At 72.1% G+C, this 20,992-nt stretch carries 21 protein-coding genes; 11 read left to right on the top strand and 10 right to left on the bottom strand.

From position 1 onward, the window contains the following. Positions 1 to 142: 142 nt before the first annotated feature. Together ACL06G_RS18665 and ACL06G_RS18660 are read left to right on the top strand one after the other, a co-directional pair. The gene (locus ACL06G_RS18665) at positions 143 to 676 is read left to right on the top strand and encodes a gamma carbonic anhydrase family protein (protein WP_412836364.1); all 534 of its coding nucleotides are present in this window, start codon (positions 143 to 145) and stop codon (positions 674 to 676) included. A gap of 59 nt (positions 677 to 735) precedes the next feature. Further along, complete coding sequence (locus tag ACL06G_RS18660; RefSeq protein WP_412836363.1) at positions 736 to 1,470, top strand: acyltransferase; 735 nt, start codon at positions 736 to 738, stop codon at positions 1,468 to 1,470. A 59-nt stretch (positions 1,471 to 1,529) separates the two neighbouring features. On the opposite strand, the gene ACL06G_RS18655 is transcribed toward ACL06G_RS18660, so the two are convergent. Continuing rightward, complete coding sequence (locus ACL06G_RS18655) at positions 1,530 to 2,393, bottom strand: EamA family transporter (RefSeq protein ID WP_412787483.1); 864 nt, start codon at positions 2,391 to 2,393, stop codon at positions 1,530 to 1,532. A 125-nt stretch (positions 2,394 to 2,518) separates the two neighbouring features. Between ACL06G_RS18655 and ACL06G_RS18650 the strand changes: the two genes are divergently transcribed. After that, complete coding sequence (locus ACL06G_RS18650; RefSeq protein WP_412787484.1) at positions 2,519 to 3,091, top strand: helix-turn-helix domain-containing protein; 573 nt, start codon at positions 2,519 to 2,521, stop codon at positions 3,089 to 3,091. Between the two features lie 292 nt (positions 3,092 to 3,383). Here ACL06G_RS18650 and ACL06G_RS18645 read toward each other — a convergent pair whose 3' ends face one another. Then, positions 3,384 to 3,827, bottom strand: coding sequence for a CoA-binding protein (locus ACL06G_RS18645; protein WP_412836372.1), 444 nt, complete (start codon positions 3,825 to 3,827; stop codon positions 3,384 to 3,386). Between the two features lie 60 nt (positions 3,828 to 3,887). Between ACL06G_RS18645 and ACL06G_RS18640 the strand changes: the two genes are divergently transcribed. From ACL06G_RS18640 to ACL06G_RS18630, 3 genes are read left to right on the top strand one after another with little or no spacing between them, the layout of a single operon-like run. Further along, on the top strand, positions 3,888 to 4,538 hold the full coding sequence (locus ACL06G_RS18640; RefSeq protein ID WP_412787485.1) for a YigZ family protein: 651 nt from the start codon (positions 3,888 to 3,890) through the stop codon (positions 4,536 to 4,538). A 37-nt stretch (positions 4,539 to 4,575) separates the two neighbouring features. Then, entirely contained in the window at positions 4,576 to 5,742 is a 1,167-nt protein-coding gene (locus ACL06G_RS18635; RefSeq protein ID WP_412787486.1) for an exonuclease SbcCD subunit D, read from the top strand. Beyond that, entirely contained in the window at positions 5,739 to 8,837 is a 3,099-nt protein-coding gene (locus ACL06G_RS18630) for an AAA family ATPase (RefSeq protein ID WP_412836362.1), read from the top strand. The genes ACL06G_RS18635 and ACL06G_RS18630 overlap by 4 nt, the downstream gene beginning before the upstream one ends. A 42-nt stretch (positions 8,838 to 8,879) precedes the next feature. Here ACL06G_RS18630 and ACL06G_RS18625 read toward each other — a convergent pair whose 3' ends face one another. Next, positions 8,880 to 10,604: a DUF885 domain-containing protein gene (locus ACL06G_RS18625; protein WP_412787488.1), complete on the bottom strand. Its 1,725-nt coding sequence runs from the start codon at positions 10,602 to 10,604 to the stop codon at positions 8,880 to 8,882. 137 nt (positions 10,605 to 10,741) lie between these two features. Here ACL06G_RS18625 and ACL06G_RS18620 point away from each other — a divergent pair, with 137 nt between their 5' ends. Beyond that, the gene (locus ACL06G_RS18620) at positions 10,742 to 11,356 is read left to right on the top strand and encodes a TOPRIM nucleotidyl transferase/hydrolase domain-containing protein (protein WP_412787489.1); all 615 of its coding nucleotides are present in this window, start codon (positions 10,742 to 10,744) and stop codon (positions 11,354 to 11,356) included. 25 nt (positions 11,357 to 11,381) lie between these two features. On the opposite strand, the gene ACL06G_RS18615 is transcribed toward ACL06G_RS18620, so the two are convergent. Continuing rightward, positions 11,382 to 11,855: an Lrp/AsnC family transcriptional regulator gene (locus tag ACL06G_RS18615; RefSeq protein WP_412787490.1), complete on the bottom strand. Its 474-nt coding sequence runs from the start codon at positions 11,853 to 11,855 to the stop codon at positions 11,382 to 11,384. A gap of 60 nt (positions 11,856 to 11,915) precedes the next feature. On the opposite strand from ACL06G_RS18615, the gene ACL06G_RS18610 reads away from it, so the two are divergent. Next, positions 11,916 to 13,115 carry a trans-sulfuration enzyme family protein gene (locus ACL06G_RS18610; protein WP_412836361.1) on the top strand — a complete coding sequence of 400 codons (1,200 nt, stop codon included), beginning with the start codon at positions 11,916 to 11,918 and terminating at the stop codon, positions 13,113 to 13,115. A 208-nt stretch (positions 13,116 to 13,323) separates the two neighbouring features. Further along, a complete protein-coding gene (locus ACL06G_RS18605; RefSeq protein ID WP_412787492.1) occupies positions 13,324 to 13,959 on the top strand; it encodes a hypothetical protein in 636 nt (211 codons plus the stop codon). A 42-nt stretch (positions 13,960 to 14,001) separates the two neighbouring features. Here ACL06G_RS18605 and ACL06G_RS18600 read toward each other — a convergent pair whose 3' ends face one another. The 6 genes from ACL06G_RS18600 to ACL06G_RS18575 form a co-directional block, all read right to left on the bottom strand. Then, the gene (locus ACL06G_RS18600) at positions 14,002 to 14,769 is read right to left on the bottom strand and encodes an SDR family NAD(P)-dependent oxidoreductase (protein ID WP_412787493.1); all 768 of its coding nucleotides are present in this window, start codon (positions 14,767 to 14,769) and stop codon (positions 14,002 to 14,004) included. Positions 14,770 to 14,893: 124 nt separating this feature from the next. After that, the gene (mug, locus tag ACL06G_RS18595) at positions 14,894 to 15,409 is read right to left on the bottom strand and encodes a G/U mismatch-specific DNA glycosylase (protein WP_412787494.1); all 516 of its coding nucleotides are present in this window, start codon (positions 15,407 to 15,409) and stop codon (positions 14,894 to 14,896) included. Between the two features lie 62 nt (positions 15,410 to 15,471). Further along, complete coding sequence (gene purB, locus ACL06G_RS18590) at positions 15,472 to 16,902, bottom strand: adenylosuccinate lyase (RefSeq protein WP_412787495.1); 1,431 nt, start codon at positions 16,900 to 16,902, stop codon at positions 15,472 to 15,474. A gap of 32 nt (positions 16,903 to 16,934) precedes the next feature. Then, positions 16,935 to 17,726: an SGNH/GDSL hydrolase family protein gene (locus tag ACL06G_RS18585; RefSeq protein WP_412787496.1), complete on the bottom strand. Its 792-nt coding sequence runs from the start codon at positions 17,724 to 17,726 to the stop codon at positions 16,935 to 16,937. 36 nt (positions 17,727 to 17,762) lie between these two features. Then, entirely contained in the window at positions 17,763 to 18,782 is a 1,020-nt protein-coding gene (locus ACL06G_RS18580; protein WP_412787531.1) for a hemolysin family protein, read from the bottom strand. Continuing rightward, positions 18,779 to 20,122: a hemolysin family protein gene (locus ACL06G_RS18575; protein WP_412787532.1), complete on the bottom strand. Its 1,344-nt coding sequence runs from the start codon at positions 20,120 to 20,122 to the stop codon at positions 18,779 to 18,781. Before ACL06G_RS18575 ends, ACL06G_RS18580 begins: the two co-directional genes overlap by 4 nt. A 262-nt stretch (positions 20,123 to 20,384) precedes the next feature. Here ACL06G_RS18575 and ACL06G_RS18570 point away from each other — a divergent pair, with 262 nt between their 5' ends. Then, complete coding sequence (locus ACL06G_RS18570; RefSeq protein ID WP_412787497.1) at positions 20,385 to 20,621, top strand: antitoxin; 237 nt, start codon at positions 20,385 to 20,387, stop codon at positions 20,619 to 20,621. Further along, positions 20,618 to 20,989, top strand: a complete 372-nt coding sequence (locus ACL06G_RS18565; protein ID WP_412787498.1) for a fic family toxin-antitoxin system, toxin component — start codon at positions 20,618 to 20,620, stop codon at positions 20,987 to 20,989. The genes ACL06G_RS18570 and ACL06G_RS18565 overlap by 4 nt, the downstream gene beginning before the upstream one ends. Positions 20,990 to 20,992 lie beyond the last annotated feature (3 nt).

Below are 20,992 nucleotides of genomic sequence, written 5' to 3'. Positions count from 1 at the left end.
GCGGTCCGGTGGTCCTGGCGCCCTCCGTGCGTCCTGACGACCGGTCACGGTCGGGCACCGCGACGGGAACCTGCGCAGCAGTCCGTTCCAGTAGGCTGCCCGGGGTCCGCCCACCGCGGAAGACACCGGACAGGAGACTTCGATGACCGAGAACGCGCTCCTCGTGGCCGTGGGCGGCCACGAGCCGCAGATCCACCCGGAGGCGTTCGCCGCTCCGACCTCGGTCGTGGCGGGAGAGGTCACTCTGGGCGCGGGCGCGAGCCTCTGGTACCACAGCGTCCTCCGCGGCGACTGCGGCCCCATCGTCATCGGGGCCGACAGCAACATCCAGGACAACTGCAGCGTGCACGTCGACCCGGGATTCGCCGTGACGGTGGGGGACCGGGTCTCCGTCGGGCACAACGCCGTCCTGCACGGGTGCACGGTGGAGGACGACGTGCTCGTGGGCATGGGCGCCACCGTCCTCAACGGCGCACGCATCGGCGCAGGCTCCCTGGTGGCCGCTCAGGCGCTCGTTCCTCAGGGGCTGCAGATCCCGCCGGGCTCGCTGGTCGCCGGTGTCCCGGCTCGCGTCAAGCGGGAACTGACACCGGAGGAACGCGAGGGCATCCGCGCCAACGCCGACATGTACCTCGCACTCGCCGACGAGCACCGGCAGGCACGCACTGTGGGGTGAGGGGGCCCGGAACGCCCCGCGCTGCCCCCGCGAAGGAGTACGGGAGCTACCGTGAGCGGGTGCAACCGATCGGTAACCTGCTCTCCTCGCTTGCCTCCCGCACCGTGCACCTGCTCTGGCGCGGGGCGCAGCGCTACGGTGCCGTCACGGCGGAGCGCCCCGGGCCGTACGCCTTCCGCTCCTTCGGTGCCGGCAGCCGTCTCGCCTTTCCCCAGGGCACCGTGTTCGGGGCACCGTGGATCGAGGTCGGCGCCCATTGCGTCGTCGGCCAGGAGGTGACGCTGACAGCCGGGATGATGCCGGGGTTGGACCTGGGGGACGACACGGTCCTCACGCTCGGGGACGGCGTCGTCCTCGGCCGGGGCAGCCATGTCGTCGCCGACACCCCTGTGACGCTGGGGGACAACGTCTTCTGCGGTCCGTACGTCTACATCACCTCGACGAACCACTCCTACGACGACCCCCGCGTGCCCGTCGGCAAGCAGTGGCCCCGTACGGCACCGGTCCGCATCGGTCCCGGCAGCTGGCTGGGGGCGGGTGCCGTCGTGCTGCCCGGCGCGCGACTCGGCCGCAACGTGGTGGTGGCGGCGGGGTCGGTGGTGCGCGGCGAGGTCCCCGACCACGCAGTCGTCGCCGGAGCGCCGGCCCGTGTCGTGCGGCGGTGGCATCCGGACGAAGGGTGGCAGCCGCCGCTGCGCACTCCGGCTCCGAGTCCCCTCCCCGAGGGGATCACCCCCGAGGAGCTGCGTGCCCTCGCGGGGTCCGACGGAGGGATCGCGGGTACGCCCGACTGACCGAGGAGCGCCCCGTCTTCTCCGCGCGGGACCGTGCGCATCCCGGGGTTCGCGGCCCCTCAGGCGGCGGCCAGCAGCACCGTGCCCGCCAGTGCCAGGCCGGCTCCGGCGGTCTGCACGGCCCGGAGCCGCTCCTGCAGGACGCCTCGCGCGGCGAGTGCCGTGACCACGGGGTAGAGGGAGGCCAGCACGGCGGCGACCGTGACGGGACCGTGCTGTGCGGCCAGTACGTACGTGCCGTTGGCGGCCACGTCGGCCAGTCCCACGAAGGACAGCCAGGGGAGTGCCTTCCTCGCGGGAGGCAGGCACTCCCGCAGCGGCGCGTGCGAGCTGCGGCGGATCTGGACCCACATCGCGGCGCCGCCCACCGCCACGTTGCAGACGCGCTGCACGAACAGCGCGAGGAACAGGCCGGTCAGGGTGACTGCGGCGTGCTCGATGAGCGCCATCACGGTGCCGAACCCGAACGCCGAGACGAGCGTGAGGAGCAGCGTCCGGCGCTGTACGGGGGCACCGCGCAGTTCGGGTCCGCCGGCGAGCACCACACCGGTGACCGCGACGAGGATGCCGAGGGCCTGCTGCCACCCCGGGCGTTCCCCGAGCACCAATCCCGTGCCCACCGGCACCACGACCGCCAGCGAGGCGAGCGGCGACACCACGCCCATCGGCCCCTGCGCCAGCGCTTTGTAGAAGGTCAGCATGGCAACCGGACCGACCACACCGGCCGCGGCGGCGAACCACAGCTGCGGACCCCAGGCGCTCCACGCCTCCGTGGCCACCACGATCACTCCGAGAACGCCGGCGGTGAGGGTCTGGGACACGACGACGACGGTCAGCGCCGACATCCGCCGGGTGATCAACCCTCCGCCGAAGTCGGCCAGCCCCCACATCAGGCTGGTCACCAGGGCCAGGGCAGCGGTCATGAAGGGCACCTCGCAGTACAGTGGGATGAACGATGGGGTCCACTCCACAGTAGTACACCGCAATGGACCTTGTCATATACAATAGTTAACTGAACTGATTCCTCGGCTGAATGGTGCGGAAGCACGTGACGGACCTCGACCACCTGACGCAGTCCCTCGCCCGGAACCTGAAACGCTGGCGGACCGAGCGTGGCTACACCCTGGAGGCCCTGGCCGCACGGGCCGGAGTGAGTCGCGGCATGCTCATCCAGATCGAGCAGGCCCGCACCAATCCCAGCGTCGGCACCGTCGTCAAGATCGGTGACGCACTCGGTGTGAGCATCACCACGCTGCTCGACTTCGACCGCGAACCCCAGGTCCGCATCGTCCCTCCCGACCAGGCGGTGCGGCTGTGGGCGACCGAAGCGGGAAGTCACAGCACCCTCCTCGCCGGCACGGAGGCGCCGGGCCCGCTGGAGCTCTGGCGGTGGCGCCTGATGCCGGGTGAGGGCAGTGCCTCCGATCCGCATCCTCAGGGCACCACCGAACTCGTCCACGTCACCACCGGTGAACTCATCTTGACCGCCGACGGCGAGGACCACCTGCTGCCCGCCGGCACCTCGGCGTCCTTCGAGTCGCACGTCCCGCACGCCTACCGGAACGACGGCAGCGATCCGGTGGAGATGACCATGGCCATCGCCGTACCGCCCCCCCACTGAGGCGACCGCGATCCGCCGCCAGGAGGCAGGCGCAGGCCACTCTGAGAGGTCCCGGCCATGCCCCCGCCCGCGCGTGTCCGGCGGAGAGGCAGTCCGTCGGCACGATGGCGCTGATGCCGTTCCTGGTCGAGCCTCCGACGCCGTCCGGCTGTCCGACGGGCGAGGTCCCGCCGGCCCCGAGAGGCCGGCCGGGGCCGGTCTTACGGCCCCGGACCTCCGCGGACGCTGATGCCGGGGGCGCCGCGTTCCCGGGATCCCCTGGTCCGGGCAGAATCCCGGAAACGGGCCCCGCCTACCCCAGGCCCAGCCGCGGAATGTCGATGGCCGGGCAGCGGTCCATCACCATGTCCGCACCGGCCGCACGGACGCGGGCCCGGGCCTCCTCGTCGACCACGCCCAGCTGGAACCAGACCGCCCTCGCCCCGATCGCCACGGCCTCGTCGGCCACCGCCCCCGCCCACTCGGAGCGGACGAAGACATCCACCACGTCCACGGGGAACGGCACGTCCGAGAGCGTCGGGTAGCCCGGCTCGCCGTGCACCGTCTCCGCCTTCGGATGCACCGGCACGATCCGCTTCCCGAAGCGCTGCAGCACCCGGGCCACGCCGAAGGCCGCGCGGGAGGTGTTCCGCGACAGCCCCACGACGGCCCAGGTGTCGCCGGCGGAGGTGAGGATTCTCCGCACCACCGCGTCCGGCCCGTCCGTCCGTCCCGTTGCCCGGTCCAAGGAGTCCATGGCCCCCACAACCGGTACACCCGGCGCAGACATTCCCGGGATCGTGCATAGGCTTCTGTCATGCACGACCAGTCCGACGGCTACGTCACCGTCTCCGGCGAAGGCGTCCACGAGACCGAGGTGAACCGTTCACGCTTCCGGTGCGTGCTGGCACCCGTCGCCACCGAGGAGGAGGCACGGCGGCTCGTCGGCAGGATCCGGGCCGAACACCCCACCGCCGGACACCACTGCTGGGCCTACGTGCTCGGCGCCGACGCCGAACTGCAGCGGGCGAGCGACGACGGCGAACCCTCGGGCACCGCCGGAGTCCCCATGCTCCGGATGCTGCTCCGTCGTGACACCAGGAATGTCGTCGCCGTGGTCAGCCGCTGGTTCGGAGGCACGAAACTCGGCGCCGGCGGCCTGATCCGCGCCTACGGTGGCGCCGTGGGTGCCGCCTTGGACTCCCTCGGAACCGTGACACGTCGCCGCAGGCGCCTGGCCGCCGTCACCGTCGGTCACGAACGCGCCGGACGCCTGGAGAACGCCCTCCGCGCAGCAGGACACGAGGTGCACGACGTGCGTTACGGGGCCGAAGCGACCATCGAACTCGCCCTGCCCGCAGCAGAGGTCGCCTCCTTCCGCGCCTGGCTCGACGACACCACCAGCGGCTCCGCACACCTCGAACTCCTCGGCGAGACCTACGGCACGGCCGGCAGCGACGCCCCCTGACCGCCGCTGTCAGTGGCCGGGCCTAGGGTCGGTGACCATGCGTCTGCTGCACACCTCCGACTGGCACCTCGGGCGATCCTTCCACCGCGTCGGGCTCCTCGACGCACAACGCACCTTTCTCGACCACCTGGTGACCACGGTGCAGGAGCAGCAGGTCGATGCGGTCCTCGTTGCCGGCGACATCTACGACCGGGCAGTCCCGTCGCTCGCCGCCGTCGAGCTTTTCGACGACGTCCTGCACCGGCTCGCCGCCCTCGGCGTACCCACGGTGATGATCTCCGGCAACCACGACTCCGCCCGCCGCCTCGGAGTGGCCTCCGGGCTCATCCGCGAGGCCGGGGTCCACCTGCGCACCGCCCCGGACACCTGCGACACCCCCGCCGTCCTCACGGACGCCCACGGCGACGTCGCCCTCTACGGCCTGCCCTACCTCGAACCCTCACTCGTGCAGGACGCCCTGCAAGCCCCCCACCGCAGCCACGCCTCCGTGCTCGGTGCCGCCATGGAGCGCGTACGCGCCGACCTGGCCCGACGGCCGTCCGGTACACGCTCGGTCGTCCTCGCCCACGCCTTCGTCACGGGCGGCGAACCCTCCGACAGCGAACGCGACATCACCGTCGGCGGAGTCGCCTCCGTGCCCGCCTCCGTGTTCGACGGCGTCGACTACGCCGCCCTCGGCCACCTCCACGGCTGCCAGACCCTCACCCCGCGGGTCCGCTACTCCGGGTCCCCGCTCGCCTACTCCTTCTCCGAGAGCACCCACCGCAAGACGATGTGGCTGATCGACCTCGAGGCCGACGGCGTCGTGCACGGCGAGCGGATCGACTGCCCGGTCCCCCGTCCGCTCGCCCGGCTGCGCGGCAGTCTCGAGGAACTGCTCCGGGCACCCGAGCACGCCCCGCACGAGCACTCCTGGGTCGAGGCCGCACTCACCGACCCGGTACGCCCTGCCGAGCCCCTGGCACGCCTCTCCGCCCGTTTCCCCCACCTGCTCAGTCTCGTGTTCGACCCCGACGACGCTCCCGAGGACCACCACCGCAGCTACGCGGCACGTCTCCGCGGCCGCACCGAGCAGCAGATCGCCGAGGACTTCGTCGGGCACGTGCGCGGCGGCCGCGCCGCCGATCCGCACGAGCGCCGCCTGCTCGGCGAAGCGCTCGAAGCCGCCCGCACCGAGGCCGACCGCAGCGAGGCGCTGCGATGAGACTCCACACGCTCACCCTCACCGCGTTCGGGCCCTTCGCCGACACCCAGCACGTCGACTTCGACGACCTCGCCACCGGAGGACTGTTCCTCCTCCACGGCGCCACCGGCGCCGGCAAGACCTCTCTCCTCGACGCCGTCTGCTTCGCCCTGTACGGCGCCGTACCCGGAAGCCGCCAGCAACCCGGCTCGCCCCTGCGCAGCCACCACGCGGAAGCGCACACCACCACCAAGGTCGTCCTCGACCTCACCATCGGTGACCGCCGCCTGGAGATCACCCGCGCCCCCGAACAGCAGCGGCCGAAGAAGACGGGCAGCGGATACACCCGCGAGAGGGCACGCTCCGCCCTGCGCGCGTACGACGCCGAGGCGGGCGCCTGGAAGGCGCTCAGCCTCTCCCACCAGGAGATCGGCGAGGAGATCGGACAGCTTCTGGGCATGAGCCGGGAACAGTTCTGCCAGGTGGTGCTCCTGCCGCAGGGCGACTTCGCGCGCTTCCTGCGTGCGTCCGCGCAGGAGCGCGCGAAACTCCTCGGTCGCCTCTTCGACACCGGCCGCTTCGCGGCGGCCGAGGAGCAACTCGCCCGCATGCGCAAGGAGGCCCAGGACCACGTGGGAGAGGGGGACGACACCCTCGCCGGCTACGCCCACCGGCTGCGCCAGGCAGTCGGCCCCGCGATCGCCGCAGAACTGGCCGCCGCCACCGACACGGTCGACACCCCACCCCGGCCCCACGGCCGCAGGAAGCAGGTGCCCGACCAGCGCTCCCCCCGGGCAGGGACCGGAGAGGAACCGCCCGCAACCGCCGACGCCCTCCTCGCATGGGCCGCCATGGCGCGCTGCAGCGCCCGGGAACGGCACGAGACCGCCGTCCTCGCGGCCCGCGCCGCCGAGGAGCGGCACCAGCGGGCGCTGCGCGCCGCCGAAGCCGCCCGCGAGACGGCTCGCCTCCGCCGTCAGCACGCCGATGCCGTGCGCCGCAGCGAAGCCCTGGAAGCTGCGGCCGAGGAACGCCGCACCTCCACCGATCGGCTGAGCGCGGCCCGCGCCGCGGACACCGTCGCGCCTCTCCTGGACCTCCGTGACCGCGCGAGCGACGCCCACGAGCGTGCGGATTCCGCCGAGCAGCACGCCCGCAGCGCACTGCCCCCCGGCCTCGACCGGGCCACCCCGGATCGCATCGCTGCTCTCGAGCGCGAGACCCGCAGCGAGCTCGGCGCGCTGGAGTCCGCACGCCGCACCGAACGCCGGCAGGACGACGTACGGGCCGAGATCGCCGACCTCGACCGGCAGGCCAAAACCGACGAGGAGGAACTGCGCGAGGCGGCCGACTGGCTGGCCGGCTGGGACGACACGCACGCAGCGCTCCAACGGCGCCTCGACGACGCCCACGAGGCCGCCACCCGGGCCGAACACCTGGCCGGTCGCCTCGAGCCGGCCCGGCGCCGCCTGGCAGCCGGGCACGAGCGCGACCGGCTCGTCCGGACGGCGGAGCAGGCGGAGGAGCGGCTGCTCCGCTCCCGCGAGACTGCGACAGCCGCGAAGGAGCGCTGGCTCGACCTCAGGAACCGCAGGCTGGACGCCTACGCCGCAGACCTCGCGGCCCGGCTTCGGGAGGGTGTGCCGTGCGACGTCTGCGGTGCCACCGAGCACCCCGATCCGAGGAACCCGGACGCGGAACACGTCGACCAGGCGACGGAGGACGCCGCACTTGCGGAGCACCAGCGCGCCGAGGCCGACCGCGAGGCCGCGTCCCACAACCTGCACGCCGTCCGCGACCAGCTCGCCACGGTGCGCGCGGAGACCGCCGACGACACCACCGCGCATCTCGGCGAAGCCGTCCGCGCACTCGAGGACGCGCTCGAGGCATCCCGCGCCGCGGCCGGGGACGCCCACGCGGCCCGGGAGGCCCTCGACCGCGCCGCACGGGAGCACGCCCTGCGGCTGTCGGCCCTGCAGGAGGCGGAACGCCGCAGCGCCGCCCGCACCTCGCGCCGCGAGGCTCTGCAACGCGAGGATGCCGCGCTCGCCGACGAACTCCGGAGATTCCGCGACGGCGGAGAAGAGCCCGCCCGCATCGGCAGCCGTGCCGAAAAACTCGCCGCACGGGCCGCCTGTCTCGCCGCCGCCACGGATGCTGCCCGGACCGCGGCCGAAGCGGCGGGCCACCTGGCCGACGCCGAGCAGCGCCTCGGCGAAGCCCTGGACGCCGCCGGATTCCCCGACGCCGCGTCGGCCCGGAGAGCGCTCCTCGATGCCGCAACCCGCCGGCACCTCCAGGAGGCCCTCGACACCTGGCAGGCGGAGGAGCGGATCGTTGCCGCAACGCTCGCCGACCCCGAGATCCTCGAGGCCGCCGCGCGACCGCACTCCGACCCCGAGGCGGCAGAGGAGAACGTCCGCGCCGCCGTCCGCGCCCTGCGCGAGGCCACCACCGTCGCGGACGCGGCCCGTGCCCGCTGCGACGACCTCGACACGCTCGGCGCCCGAGCTGCCCACGAAGTGCGCCGTACGGCCCCATTGCGGCAGGCGCACGAACGCATCGCCGCCCTGTCCGCGCTCGCCGCCGGAACGTCCTCGGAGAACCTGCGGCGTATGCGTCTGGAGACCTACGTGCTGGCGGCCCGCCTGGAACAGGTCGCGGCGGCGGCCAGCAGCCGCCTCGCGCACATGTCGGGCGGCCGCTACACACTCGTCCACACCGACGAGCGGTCCTCGGGCGGCGCCCGGTCCGGCCTCGGGCTCCGCGTCGTCGACAGCTGGACCGGCGTTCAGCGGGACACCGCCACCCTGTCCGGAGGCGAGACCTTCTTCGCCTCGCTGTCCTTGGCCCTGGGCCTCGCCGACGTCGTCACCGAAGAGGCAGGCGGCACCCGACTCGACACCCTCTTCATCGACGAGGGCTTCGGCAGCCTGGACGAGCAGACACTCGACGAGGTGCTCGACGTGCTCGATTCCCTGCGCGAGCGCGACCGCTGCGTCGGCATCGTGAGCCACGTTCCCGATCTGCGGACCCGGATTCCGGTGCAGCTCGAGGTGCTCAAGAGCCGCCGCGGCTCCTCATTGCGGCACCGGGCCGCCCCGGTCGAGGGATGACCCCGGCCGACTGCGGCGAGGGCGCCCTCGGGCCACCGCTCGTCAAAGCGCCGAGAGTTCCGCCTCCAGATCGTCGAGTCCCAGCGACCCCTGGGACAGGGCGGCCATGTGCCACCTCTTCGCATCGAAGTCCTCGCCGTGCGCTGCGCGAGCCGCCTCGCGGCCCCGCAGCCAGGCCCGCTCGCCCAGCTTGTAGCCGATGGCCTGCCCGGGCATCCCCAGGTAGCGGGTCAGCTCGGACTCGACGAAGTCCGCCGGTCTGCCGCTGTGCATGCCGTAGAACTCCTGAGCCAGCTCCGGTGTCCAGCGCTCACCCGGGTGGAACGGCGCGTCGGCCGGGATCTCGAGCTCGAGGTGCATGCCGATGTCCACGATCACCCGGAGCGCTCGCATCATCTGCGCGTCGAGGTAGCCGAGACGCCGCTCCGGGTTCGTCAGGAACCCCAGCTCGTCCATCAGCCGCTCCGCGTACAGCGCCCAACCCTCGGCGTTCGCGCTGACCATCCCCACCGTCGTCTGATACCGGGACAGCTCTCCCGCGACATGCGTCCACTGCGCCAACTGCAGGTGGTGGCCCGGCACACCCTCGTGGTACCAGGTGCTGACCAGGTCGTAGACCGGAAACCGGGTCTCGCCCTGTGTCGGCAGCCACGTCCGTCCGGGGCGTGAGAAGTCGAGAGAGGGCTGGGTGTAGTAGGGGGCAGCCGCGCTCCCCGGAGGGGCGATCCGCGACTCCACCCGCTTCACCCGCTCCGCCAGCTCGAAGTGCGTTCCGTCCAAGGCTCCGATCGCCTCGTCCATCAGGCCCTGCAGCCACTCCCGCACCTCCTCGACGCCCTCGACGGCCTCACCCGCGGTGTCCAGGTGCCGCATGGCCTCCCAGGGCGTCGCCGCCCCCGGAAGCACCTTCTCCGCCTCGGTGCGCATCTCGGCGAGCAGGCGGTGGAACTCCGTCCAGCCGTACCGGTACGCCTCGTCCAGATCGAGGTCCGTACCGTTCCAGTAGCGCGCCCACCGTGCGTACCGTTCGCGCCCGACCGTCTCCGGCGCACCCTCCACCGCGGGCCGGTACACGGACTCGAGCCACTCCCGCAGCGCACGCACGGCCGAGGTGGCCTCACCGGCAGCCTCGACCAGTTCCTCCCGCATGCTCGCAGGCCCCTGTTGCACGAACGTGACGAACCAGCTCTCCGCCTCGTCCGACGCGTCCCCCGTCCACGCGGCCAACTGCCCGATGACGGTGCTCACCTGACGGGGGCCCGCCGGAAGCTTCTGCTCGAGCCCCGCCTTCAGCGAGGCCCGGTAACCCTCCAACGCCCGGGGCGTCGCACGCAGCCTGGCGCCGACCGCCTTCCAGTCCTCCTCCGTCTCCGTGGGCATCACCGTGAGCACCCCGCGCACCGCATGCACCGGCGAGTGCAGGTTGCTGACGGCGCGGAGGTCCTCGCCGCTGTCATGCACCGCCAGCGCCGCGGTCAGCCGCTCCCGGAGCAGGCGGGCGCATCTGCGCTCAGTATCGGAGCCGGCTCCTGGCCGCCGTTCCGCTTCCGCCAGCTCCGTCAGCGTCCGACGGCCCAGACCGGCCAGGGCCTCCTGGCCCTCGGGCGAGAAGTCGGGCAGCCTGCCATGGCTCTCGGCCACGCCCAGGTACGTTCCGGTGATCGGGTCGAGTTCGACCAGTGCGTCGACGTACGCGTCGGCGACCTGCCGGGGCAGGGGTCCCTCGGCGGTCGCGGTGGTCTGCGCGGCATTGAGTGCATCGGACATGCAGCCATCCTCGTACGCGAACGACCCTCGCGTCACGAATATCGCCGTACCGGCGGCGTGGAGCCCGCCGCGCCGTGCCGGACGCGCGGCGGGGGAATTCCCTGCCGTAACGGCGGCAGGAGACGCAGACTCGTGCCATGTCCGACATGAAGACGTTCCGGGAAGCGGTCACCGCATGGGCGGCAGGAGGCCCGGGCGACCTGGCGCGGGACCTGGCTGTTCGACTCCGGGTCGCAGCAGTCGTCCTGCTCGAGGGCCCGAGCGATGCCGCGGCCGTCGCCGCACTGGCGGCGCGGCACGGCCGGCACCTGGATGCCGAGGGGATCTGCGTCCTGCCGATGGGGGGTGCGATGAGCGTCGGCCGCTACGCCCGCCTCCTCGGACCGCCGGGCCTCGGCCTCCGCCTCACGGGACTGTGCGACGAGGCAGAACGTTCCTTCTACGCCCGCGGCCTGGACCGGGCCGGCGCGGGCAGCGAATTCTTCGTCTGCCGGGCGGACCTGGAGGACGAACTCATCCGTGCGCTGGGAGTGGGGCGGGTGGAGGAACTCGTCCGGGCGGAGGGCGAACTGCGGGCGCTGCGGGCCTTCCTCCGCCAGCCCGCCCAGCGCGACCGCCCGGCGGATCAGCAGCTGAGGCGCTTTCTCGGCACGAAGAAGGGCCGCAAGATCCACTACGGTCGTGTGCTGGCCGGGGCTCTGGACCCCGACCGGACCCCCGCTCCGCTCGACGGACTGCTCACCGTCCTCTGACGGGACGGCTGCCTCCGGGCCCGCCTCACTCCGGTGGCAGCAGGGGCCCGCACGACCACTGCTGGAAGATGAGCCGGGTCTCGACCCGTGCCACCTCCCTGCGCGAGGTGAATTCGTCCAGCACCAGACGCTGCAGGTCCGCCGTCCCGGTGACCGCCACGTGCACCAGGTAGTCGTCCGGGCCGGTCAGATGGAACAGCGCACGCGACTCGGGAAGCCCCCGGATACGTTCCACGAACGGTCCGATCAGCTCACGCCGGTGCGGCCTCACCTGCACCAGCAGCAACGCCTCCAGCGAGCGTCCCAGACGGCCCGGGTCCAGGCGCAGTTCGTGCCCCAGGATCACCCCGCCGCGGCGCAGCCGCGCCACTCTGTCCAGACACGTCGACGCGGCGAGACCGACGGATGCCGCCAGCTCGCGGTTGGTCATCCGGGCGTCGTTCTGCAGAACCCGCAGAATCTGCAGATCAACCGGATCCAGAGCGACAGATTCGGTCATTGGGCGAACGTAGCACGGAGACATGCCCCAGAAACCCGTGAAGTCTTCAGTATCGTGCTCATGGAGACGAACACCGCGACCTCTCGTTCGCTGGCCACCGAAGCAGTCCACGCCGGGCGCGACGACCTCGCCGCCCTCGGCCTCCACGCCGCCCCGCTGGACCTTTCCACCACGTACCCGTCGCACGACAGCCGAGCCGAGGCAGCCAGGATCGACGAGTTCGCGGCCACCGGCGCACGTCCCGAGGGGCCACCGGTCTACTCCCGCCTGGACAACCCGACCGTCGCACGGTTCGAGGACGCGCTCGCCCGCCTCGAGGGCACCGAGACTGCTGTCGCCTTCGCCAGCGGCATGGCAGCCCTCACCGCCACCCTCCTGGTCCGCGCCTCCGCGGGACTCCGGCACGTCGTCGCCGTTCGTCCTCTGTACGGGTGCAGCGACCACCTGCTGAGCAGCGGCCTCCTGGGCACCGAGGTCACCTGGGTGGACCCCGGCGGAATCTCCGAGGCCGTCCGACCCGACACCGGACTGGTCGTGGTCGAGAGCCCCGCCAACCCGACGCTGGCCGAGCAGGACCTGGCCGCGGTGGCGGAGGCCTGCGGCTCCGTCCCCCTCCTCGTGGACAACACCTTCGCCACGCCCGTCCTGCAGCGCCCCCGCGAGAGCGGTGCGTCGCTGGTGCTGCACAGCGCCACCAAGTACCTCGGCGGGCACGGCGACGTCCTGGGCGGCGTCGTGGCCTGCGACGAGGAGTTCGCCCGGCAGCTGCGGCAGATCCGGTTCGCCACCGGGGGAGTGCTGCATCCGCTCGCCGGCTACATGCTCCTGCGCGGCCTGTCCACGCTGCCCGTCCGGGTCCGCGCCCAGTCCGCCACCGCGGCCGAGCTGGCACGCCGCCTCGACGCCGATCCGCGCGTCACCCGCGTCCACTACCCCCGTATCGGCGGCGCCATGGTCGCGTTCGAGGTCGCCGGGGACCCGCACGCGGTGATCTCCGGCGTGCGGCTGATCACCCCGGCCGTCAGTCTCGGCAGCGTCGACAGCCTCATCCAGCACCCGGGGTCCATCAGCCACCGGATCGTGCCCGAGGGAGACCGCCGCAGCGGAGGTATCGACGACAGGCTGCTGCGCATGTCGGTCGGGCTCGAGGACGTCGAGGACCTGTGGGCGGACCTGGACGCTGCTCTGGCGGGAGAGCGAGCAGCCGACACGGCCGACCGCGACGCGGCTGCCGGGGTGCCGGAGCCGTCCCTGACGTGAACGACGTCCCCCCCCACCGGCGCCAGGCCGGTGTCGAGACGCCCTGCAAGGGTCGTTCAGCCGATGGCCCTCCGAGTGTCGAGCGTGGGGACTCCCGTCCCGGCCGAGGCGGGACTCCCCGCTGTGTCCGACCGAGCACTCACCTCGTAGGCTCGGCGCTCGGGGCGTAGGGGACAGTCGCTCCGGAGAACGGGGTGAGGGGGAGCGTATGTCCTGGACGAGGTTCGTGCGGATGTCGGCGGCCTTGGGTGCGACGTGCGTGCTCCTGGCCGGATGCGGAGAGAGCGCCCCACTGTCCCGCGCCGATGTGGAGGTCGCGCTTCCGGACGCCGCAGCGATGCGGGGCTGGGACCAGTCGCTCGAGCCGTCGGCAACCTCTGACAAGAAGGCGTACAGATCCGCGCTGTGCAGCGACGAGGCCGCCAGGGCCTGTGACGGCGTCCGCTACTACGGATTCTCCCGGTACATTCACGGCGACAAGCAGCACTTCGCACATTTCCACGTGCTGGCCTACAAGAACGAGGCCTCGGCCGAGGAAGGGTACGCTCCGCTCTGGAAGCGGGAGGAGAGCGCTCTGGGCGATTCCGCTCGCGAGATGTCCCTCGGTGACTTGGGAGAGGCGAGGGATGCGCTTTTCGTCGATGCCGTCGACCTCACGGGGGAAGTGATGGCGGTGGCTCATATTCGAGTGGGTGCCTCGACCCTGGTCGGCCTCTTCCGCAGCCGGGGCTCCGAGAACCCACTCGACGAGCGGACGATCCGAAAGCTCGTGTCCACGTTCGTCGACCGCACCCGGTCGGTTCAGGAAGGCGAGGAGCCGAGCGCGGCGCTGCGCGGCCTGTAGTGGCGGGCGTGGGCACTCCCGCGCAGCCTTGGGATCGGAGTGTCACAGCCCTCCGGACACCCGCAGCACGGCGCCCGTCGTGAACGATGCCTCCGGCGAGATCAACCACCCCACCGCGTCGGCGATCTCCCGCGGTTCCCCCGGGCGGCGCAGGGGCGTGATCTCCGCCTTCCGCCACGGCCGGTCGGCGTCGCCCATCGCGGCATGCATGTCCGTGAGCACCGAGCCGGGCTGCACCGCGTTCACCCGGACGCCTTCCGGGCCGTATTCCTTCGCCAGCCCCATGGCCATGGCGTCGACCGCTGCCTTGCCGGCCGCGTAGTGCACGTACTCTCCGGGGCTGCCCAGCGTCGCTGCACAGGAGGAGATCAGCACGATGGCGCCGCCCGCCCCTCCGTGGCCGGTCGCCATGCTGCGCAGTGCGCGCTTCGCGCACAACAGAGTGCCCAGCACGTTCACGTCGGTCACCCGTCGCATGACCTCGGCGGGAGTCTCGGTGAAGCGACCCAGCGGACCCGTGATCCCGGCGTTGCAGACCGCTCCGGTCACGGGGCCGAGCCGCGTCTCGGCCTCACAGAACAGGGAGTCGACCTGATCCTCGTCGGTGACGTCGAGACGGATCGTCACCACCTCGGCCCCGGCGGCCCGCAGCGACGAGGCCGTCTCCTCCGCGGCTGCCTCGTCACGCTCGTAGCCGAGGGCCAGCGCGTGCCCGTCGCCTGCCAGGCGGCCGGCGATCGCGGCCCCGATGCCGCGGCTTCCTCCCGTCACCACCGTCACGGGTACGACCGGTTCCGTGCTGTCCACCATGCCGCTCCTCTCCACCCGGGACGGGCGTGCGCACGTCCGTCGCCAGTCTGCCCGCCGGGCCGCCCCACTCACCGCGTCGGACGGCCGTCGGCCCCTGCACCGGCCCGGAGCGACCGGCGTTCGGTCAGCCGCCCGGGGCTCCGCCGCCCTCGGCGGCCTGCCGCAGCCGCCCGAACTCCTCCGCCATGGCCGCTGGCTGCCACTGGGCGTTGAGGCCGCTCGGATTGGGCAGCACCCAGACGCCCGTGTCTCCCATCGTCCTCTCCTGCGGACCGACGGCGGCCCGACGGTCGCCGAACGCGGTCCGGTACGCCGTCACGCCCACCACGGCGAGCCACCGCGGACGGTGCCTGGCGACCTTGCGCTCCAGCACCCGGCCGCCGTCCACGTACTCCGCCCGCGTGAGCTCGTCGGCGCGTGCACTCGCCCGGGCCACCAGATTGGTGATGCCCAGCCCGTACTCCAGGAGTTCCCGCTCCTCGTGCGGCGCCAGCTGCCGCGGGGTGAAACCGGAACGGTGCAGCACCGGCCAGAACCGGTTCCCCGGCCGGGCGAAGTGGTGACCGGTCGCCGCCGACCACAGACCGGGGTTGATCCCGCAGAACAGCACCCGCAGGCCGTTCGCGAGGATGTCCGGCACCTGCCGGTCCCGCGCCGCCTCCAGATCAGCGGGAGAGGGGCGGAAGGGCGGTTCGGCGGCCGTCAGAGGATCGACCCCGGTGCGTATGCCGCGGCCCCGGGATGCCGTGCGGTGACGTCCTGGACGCGTGCCACCACCTCGGCGACCTGCTCCCCGGCCGCACCGGTGAAGGACAGCCGGTCGGCCATCAGCGCCTCCAGCGCGGAACGGTCCAGCGGGATGCGGTCGTCCGCGGCCAACCGCTCCAGCAGCTCGTTGCGCTCGGCACCCTGACGCATCGCCAGCGCGGAGCCGACCGCGTGCTCCTTGATCACCTCGTGGGCGGTCTCCCGCCCGACCCCCGCGCGCACCGCCGCCATGAGGACCTTCGTGGTCGCCAGGAACGGCAGGTACCGGTCCAGCTCGCGGTCCACGACCGCGGGGAAGACACCGAATTCGTCCAGTACCGTCAGGAACGTCTCGAGCAGGCCGTCGAACGCGAAGAACGCGTCCGGCAGCGCCACACGCCGCACCACGGAGCAGGAGACGTCGCCCTCGTTCCACTGGTCGCCGGCGAGTTCGCTCGCCATGGAGGCGTAGCCGCGGAGCACCACCGCGAGTCCGTTGACGCGCTCGCAGGAGCGGGTGTTCATCTTGTGCGGCATGGCGGACGAACCGACCTGGCCCTCCTTGAAGCCCTCGGTCACCAGCTCCTGACCGGCCATCAGTCGAATCGTCCTCGCCAGCGACGACGGCGCGGCGGCGAGCTGCACCAGAGCCGACACCACGTCGTGGTCCAGCGACCGGGGGTAGACCTGCCCCACGGAGGTGAGCGAACGGGCGAAGCCCAGGTGCCCTGCCACCCGGGTCTCCAGCTCGGCCAGCTTCTTCGTGTCGCCGCCCAGCAGGTCGAGCATGTCCTGAGCGGTCCCCACGGGGCCCTTGATGCCGCGAAGCGGGTAGCGGTCCAGCAGGTCCTCGAGGCGCCCGTATGCCGAGAGCAGTTCGTCGGCAGCTGTCGCGAAACGCTTCCCCAGCGTGGTGGCCTGCGCCGCGACGTTGTGGGAGCGACCCGCCATCACCGTCCCGGCGTACTCGGCCGCCAGTCTCCCCAGCCGTGCCAGCAGCGCCACCGTGCGGTCGCGGACGACCTCGAGCGACCGTCGTACCTGGAGCTGCTCGACGTTCTCGGTGAGGTCGCGGGACGTCATGCCCTTGTGCACCTGCTCGTGCCCCGCGAGCGCGTTGAACTCCTCGATGCGTGCCTTGACGTCGTGCCGGGTGACGCGTTCCCGTGCGGCGATGGACTCCAGATCCACGTCCTCCAGGACGCGCTCGTAGTCGTCCACGGCCCCGGCCGGCACCTCCACCCCCAGTTCCTGCTGGGCGCGCAGGACGGCCAGCCACAGCTGCCGCTCCAGAGTGATCTTGTTCTCGGGGGACCACAGGACGGCCAGCTCCGTCGAGGCGTAGCGGCCGGCCAGCACGTTCGGGATGCGGGGCTTGTCTGTCACACCGCGGATTCTACGGGGTGGCTCCGCGGCCTCTACGGAGTGTCCTCGCAGGCCAGCGGGGCCAGGTCGGGCCGCTTCGGCGTGCGGCCGTCGCCCGAGGACCGGCCGGTCAGTCGACGTCCGATCCAGGGGAGCAGATGGTCCCGGGTGAACCGCAGGTCGGCGCGGCGCCGCGGCAGCCAGCCGGCGGGTTCCTCGTCGGGGAGGGGTGCTTTCCAGTCCGACTCGGCCGGCAGACCCAGCCGCTGCCACACTGCCTCGGCGACCCGCGCGTGGCCCGCGTCGGTCAGGTGCAGCCGGTCGTCCGCCCACAACCGCGGGTCCGTCAGCGACGGGGCCCCGTACAGGTCGACGACCGTGGCGCCGTGCCGTTCCGCGAGGTCGTCGATTACGGAGAAGAGGTGTTCCATGCGGGGTCTGCACCGCTCCAGGCCGGGACCGCGGCGGCCGGGGCTGCGCATCAGCACCAGCCGTCCGCAGTGCGGCGCGAGGCGCTCCACGCTGTCGCTCAGCACGGCGCACACCCGGTCGACGTCGCAGCGGGGGCGCAGCACGTCGTTGAGTCCGCCGACCAGGGTGACCAGGTCGGGCCGCAGCGCGGCCGCGGCATCGACCTGGTCGTCGGCGATCTGCTGGATCAGCTTGCCCCGTACGGCGAGGTTCGCGTAACGGAAACCGTCCGTGCGTGCCGCGAGACGGTTGGCCAGCAGATCGGCCCAGCCGCGGAAACTCCCGTCCGGGAGGGCGTCGGACATGCCTTCGGTGAAGGAGTCGCCCAGGGCTACGAAGCTGGTGATCCGGGGCTCGGCGGCGGTGTCGTCCATAGTCGCCCCAGGATACTGTTGCCCCGGTCAATCACCTCAGCCGCCCGGGAGTTTGCCCACCAGTTCCCGCAGGACGTCCTCCATGGTGACCAGACCCGCCGCGCGGCCGTCCGGGCCGATCACCGCCGCCAGGTGGGTGCGGCTGCTGCGCATCGCCGCGAGGACGTCGTCCAGGGGGACGGAACCCCGCACACGCGCGATGGGCCGCAAGGCGCTGCGGGGGAACGCCTCGTCGCGAGGCATCGCGTCCAGCGCGTCCTTCACGTGCAGGTAGCCCGTCGCCCTCCCGCCGGAGTCGACCACGGGGAACCGGGAGAAGCCCGAGGTGGCGGAGAGCTGCTCCAACTCCTCCGGCGTCACTCCCAGCGGGGCGGACACCAATCGCTCCAGCGGCCTGGCCACCTGGGAGACCGGCCGGCTTCCCAGCTCCAGAGCATCCCTGAGGCGCTCGGTCGAGCGGTCGTCCAGCAGCCCGGCCTCGCTGGAGTCCGCGACCATCCGTGCCAGTTCGTCGTCGGAGAACGTCGACTCCACCTCGTCCTTCGGCTCCACGCGCAGCAGGCGCAGCAGGGTGTTGGCGAAGGCGTTGACGGTGAAGACGACGGGGCGCAGCGCCCGTGACAGTGCGACCAGCGGAGGTCCGAGTGCGAGGGCCGCACGCTCGGGGGCGGCGAGCGCCATGTTCTTCGGCACCATCTCGCCGAACAGCATGTGCAGGTACGTGGCTGCACCGAGCGCGATGGCGAACGCGATCGGGTGGATCAGGCCGTCGGGCACGGAGACCGCGTGGAACACCGGCTCCAGGAGGTGTGCGATCGCCGGCTCCGCCACCACGCCCAGCACCAGGGTGCACAGCGTGATGCCGAGCTGCGCGGCTGCCAGCAGTTGCGACACGTGTTCCAGGCCCCACATCACCCGCCGCGCCCGGCGGTCGCCGGCCTCGGCGCGCGGTTCCATCTGGCTGCGCCGCACCGAGATCATGGCGAACTCGCCGCCGACGAAGAAGGCGTTGGCCACCAGCGTCAGGAATCCGATGAACAGCTGTACCGCGATCACTGCCATGCCTCCTCGTCGTCCGGCCCCTGCTGCGGCGGGGGCCCGGCGAGGCGCACACCCGCCGCCCGGCGGCCGGACGCGTCGCGCACCTCCAGGCGCCATCCCGCGACCTCCACGACGTCGCCCTCGGAGGGGATGCGTCCCAGTTCGGTGGCGACCAGGCCCGCGAGTGTCTCGTACGGCCCTTCGGGAGCCCGCAGGCCGATCTGTTCGAGCTGGTCGGTGCGCGTCGCGCCGTCCGCATCGAACAGGCGTCGCCCGTCCGCGTCCTCCCCGGTCGGCACCAGGTCGGGTGTCTCGTGCGGGTCGTGCTCGTCGCGGACCTCGCCCACCACCTCCTCGACGATGTCCTCCAGGGTCACGACTCCGGCGGTGCCGCCGTACTCGTCGATGACCACCGCGATGCTCCGGTCACCGCCGGGCATGCGGTCCAGCAAGCGGTCCACCGTGAGCGACTCGGGCACCAGCAACGGTTCCCTGAGCAACTCGGTCACCGGCAGGCGTGGGCGCTCCGCCGCGGGAACGGCCAGCACGTCCTTGATGCGCACGATGCCGACCACGGTGTCCAGCGTCCCCCGGTACACCGGGAACCGTGACAGGCCCGTGGCGCGCGTGGCGTTGGCGACGTCCTCGGCGGTGGTCTGCACCTCCAACGCGGTCACCTGGACCCGGGGTGTCATCACATTCTCCGCGGTCAGCTCGGCCAGGTGCAGGGTGCGTACGAACAGGTCGGCGGTGTCCGCCTCGAGCGCGCCCTCCTTGGCGGAGTGCCGGGCGAGGGCCATCAGCTCCTCCGGCGACCGGGCCGTCGCCAGTTCCTCCGTCGGCTCCAGGCCCATCCGGACCAGGGTCCGGTTCGCCGTGTTGTTGAGATGCCGGATCAGGGGACGGAAGGCTGCCGAGAAGACGCGCTGCGGTGTCGCCACGGTCCGCGCCACGGGCAGCGGCCGGGAGATCGCCCAGTTCTTGGGGACCAGCTCGCCGATCACCATCATGAGCAGCGTCGACAGGGCCGTCCCGACGATCAGGGCCACCGACCACGAGGCCGACTCGGGCACGCCGATTGTCCCCAGGGGGCCCACGAGCAGCGCACCGATCGACGGCTCGGCGAGCATGCCGACCACCAGATTCGTCACCGTGATGCCGAGCTGCGCGCCGGACAGCTGGAAGGTGAGGGACGTGACGGCACGCAGCGCGCTCCGCGCACCGCGGTCCCCGCGTTCCACCGACTTCTCCAGCTCGCTGCGTTCCACCGTCGTCAGCGAGAACTCGGCGGCGACGAAGGCGCCGCATGCCAGTGCCAGCAGAAGCGCCACCAGCAGCAGGAGCACTTCGATCACCATGCGGACGTCACCTCCGCCCCATGATCGGCCATGGCCGCGCGGTCCGCGCGGTGGCCGTGGCGGTCACGGCAACTGGGAGGCTCGTCCATGGGCGGACGCTCACACCTTTCGCTGGGAAGGGGACACGGGACGGGCGTCCGGTGGACCACCCATCGTAAAGGGTGCGCAAAATACGCGTCCCCCCGGCCCCGAGTGCGGGGCGGAGCGGCCGGGTCGGACCGCCCTTGCCGCGCTAGCGTCATAGTGCTAGCGTGATGATGTGGCGAAAACCCAGCTGAACGTCCGGGTGGACGAGGAGACAGCGGAGACAGCACGTGAACGCGCGCTCCAGAGGGGCATGAGCATGAACCGCTACATCGAGGAACTCGTCCAGCGCGACGCCGGCGAGGTGGGGCACACCTTCGTCGACGCGGCCGCAGACTTCATGAAGAGCTACGAAGCAGTCTTCGCCGAGGAGTTCGGTCCCAGCGAGAGCGAGGGCACCGGCAGCAGGTGAGCGTACGCATCGACCTCGCCTGGCTCCTCATGATCGCGGAGGAGAAGGCGCCGGGAGACCCCCGTGTCACCGACTACGGCGCACTCGTCGCCGCAGTCAGCCGCCACGAGGCCACCATATTCGACCGCCCCGTCTACCCCGAGCCGCACGACAGGGCCGCCGCGCTGCTCCAACTGCTGCTCCACGTTCCCGCACTGGAACGCACCAACGCACTGTTCGCATCCGCCGTCGCCTACGGCTACCTGATCGCCAGCGGCCTGTCCGTGACCACGTCCCCCGAACGCATCAGGGACCTGGCCCGCCTCGTCAAGAACGGCGACACCGACGTGACAGCCATCGCCGACGAACTGCGGACCTGGAGCCCCTGACAT

The organism is Streptomyces callyspongiae (assembly GCF_047200695.1).
Classification (GTDB): domain Bacteria; phylum Actinomycetota; class Actinomycetes; order Streptomycetales; family Streptomycetaceae; genus Streptomyces.
Note: the sequence above shows the minus strand (reverse complement) of the source record. Positions and strands in the feature narration are given on the sequence as shown.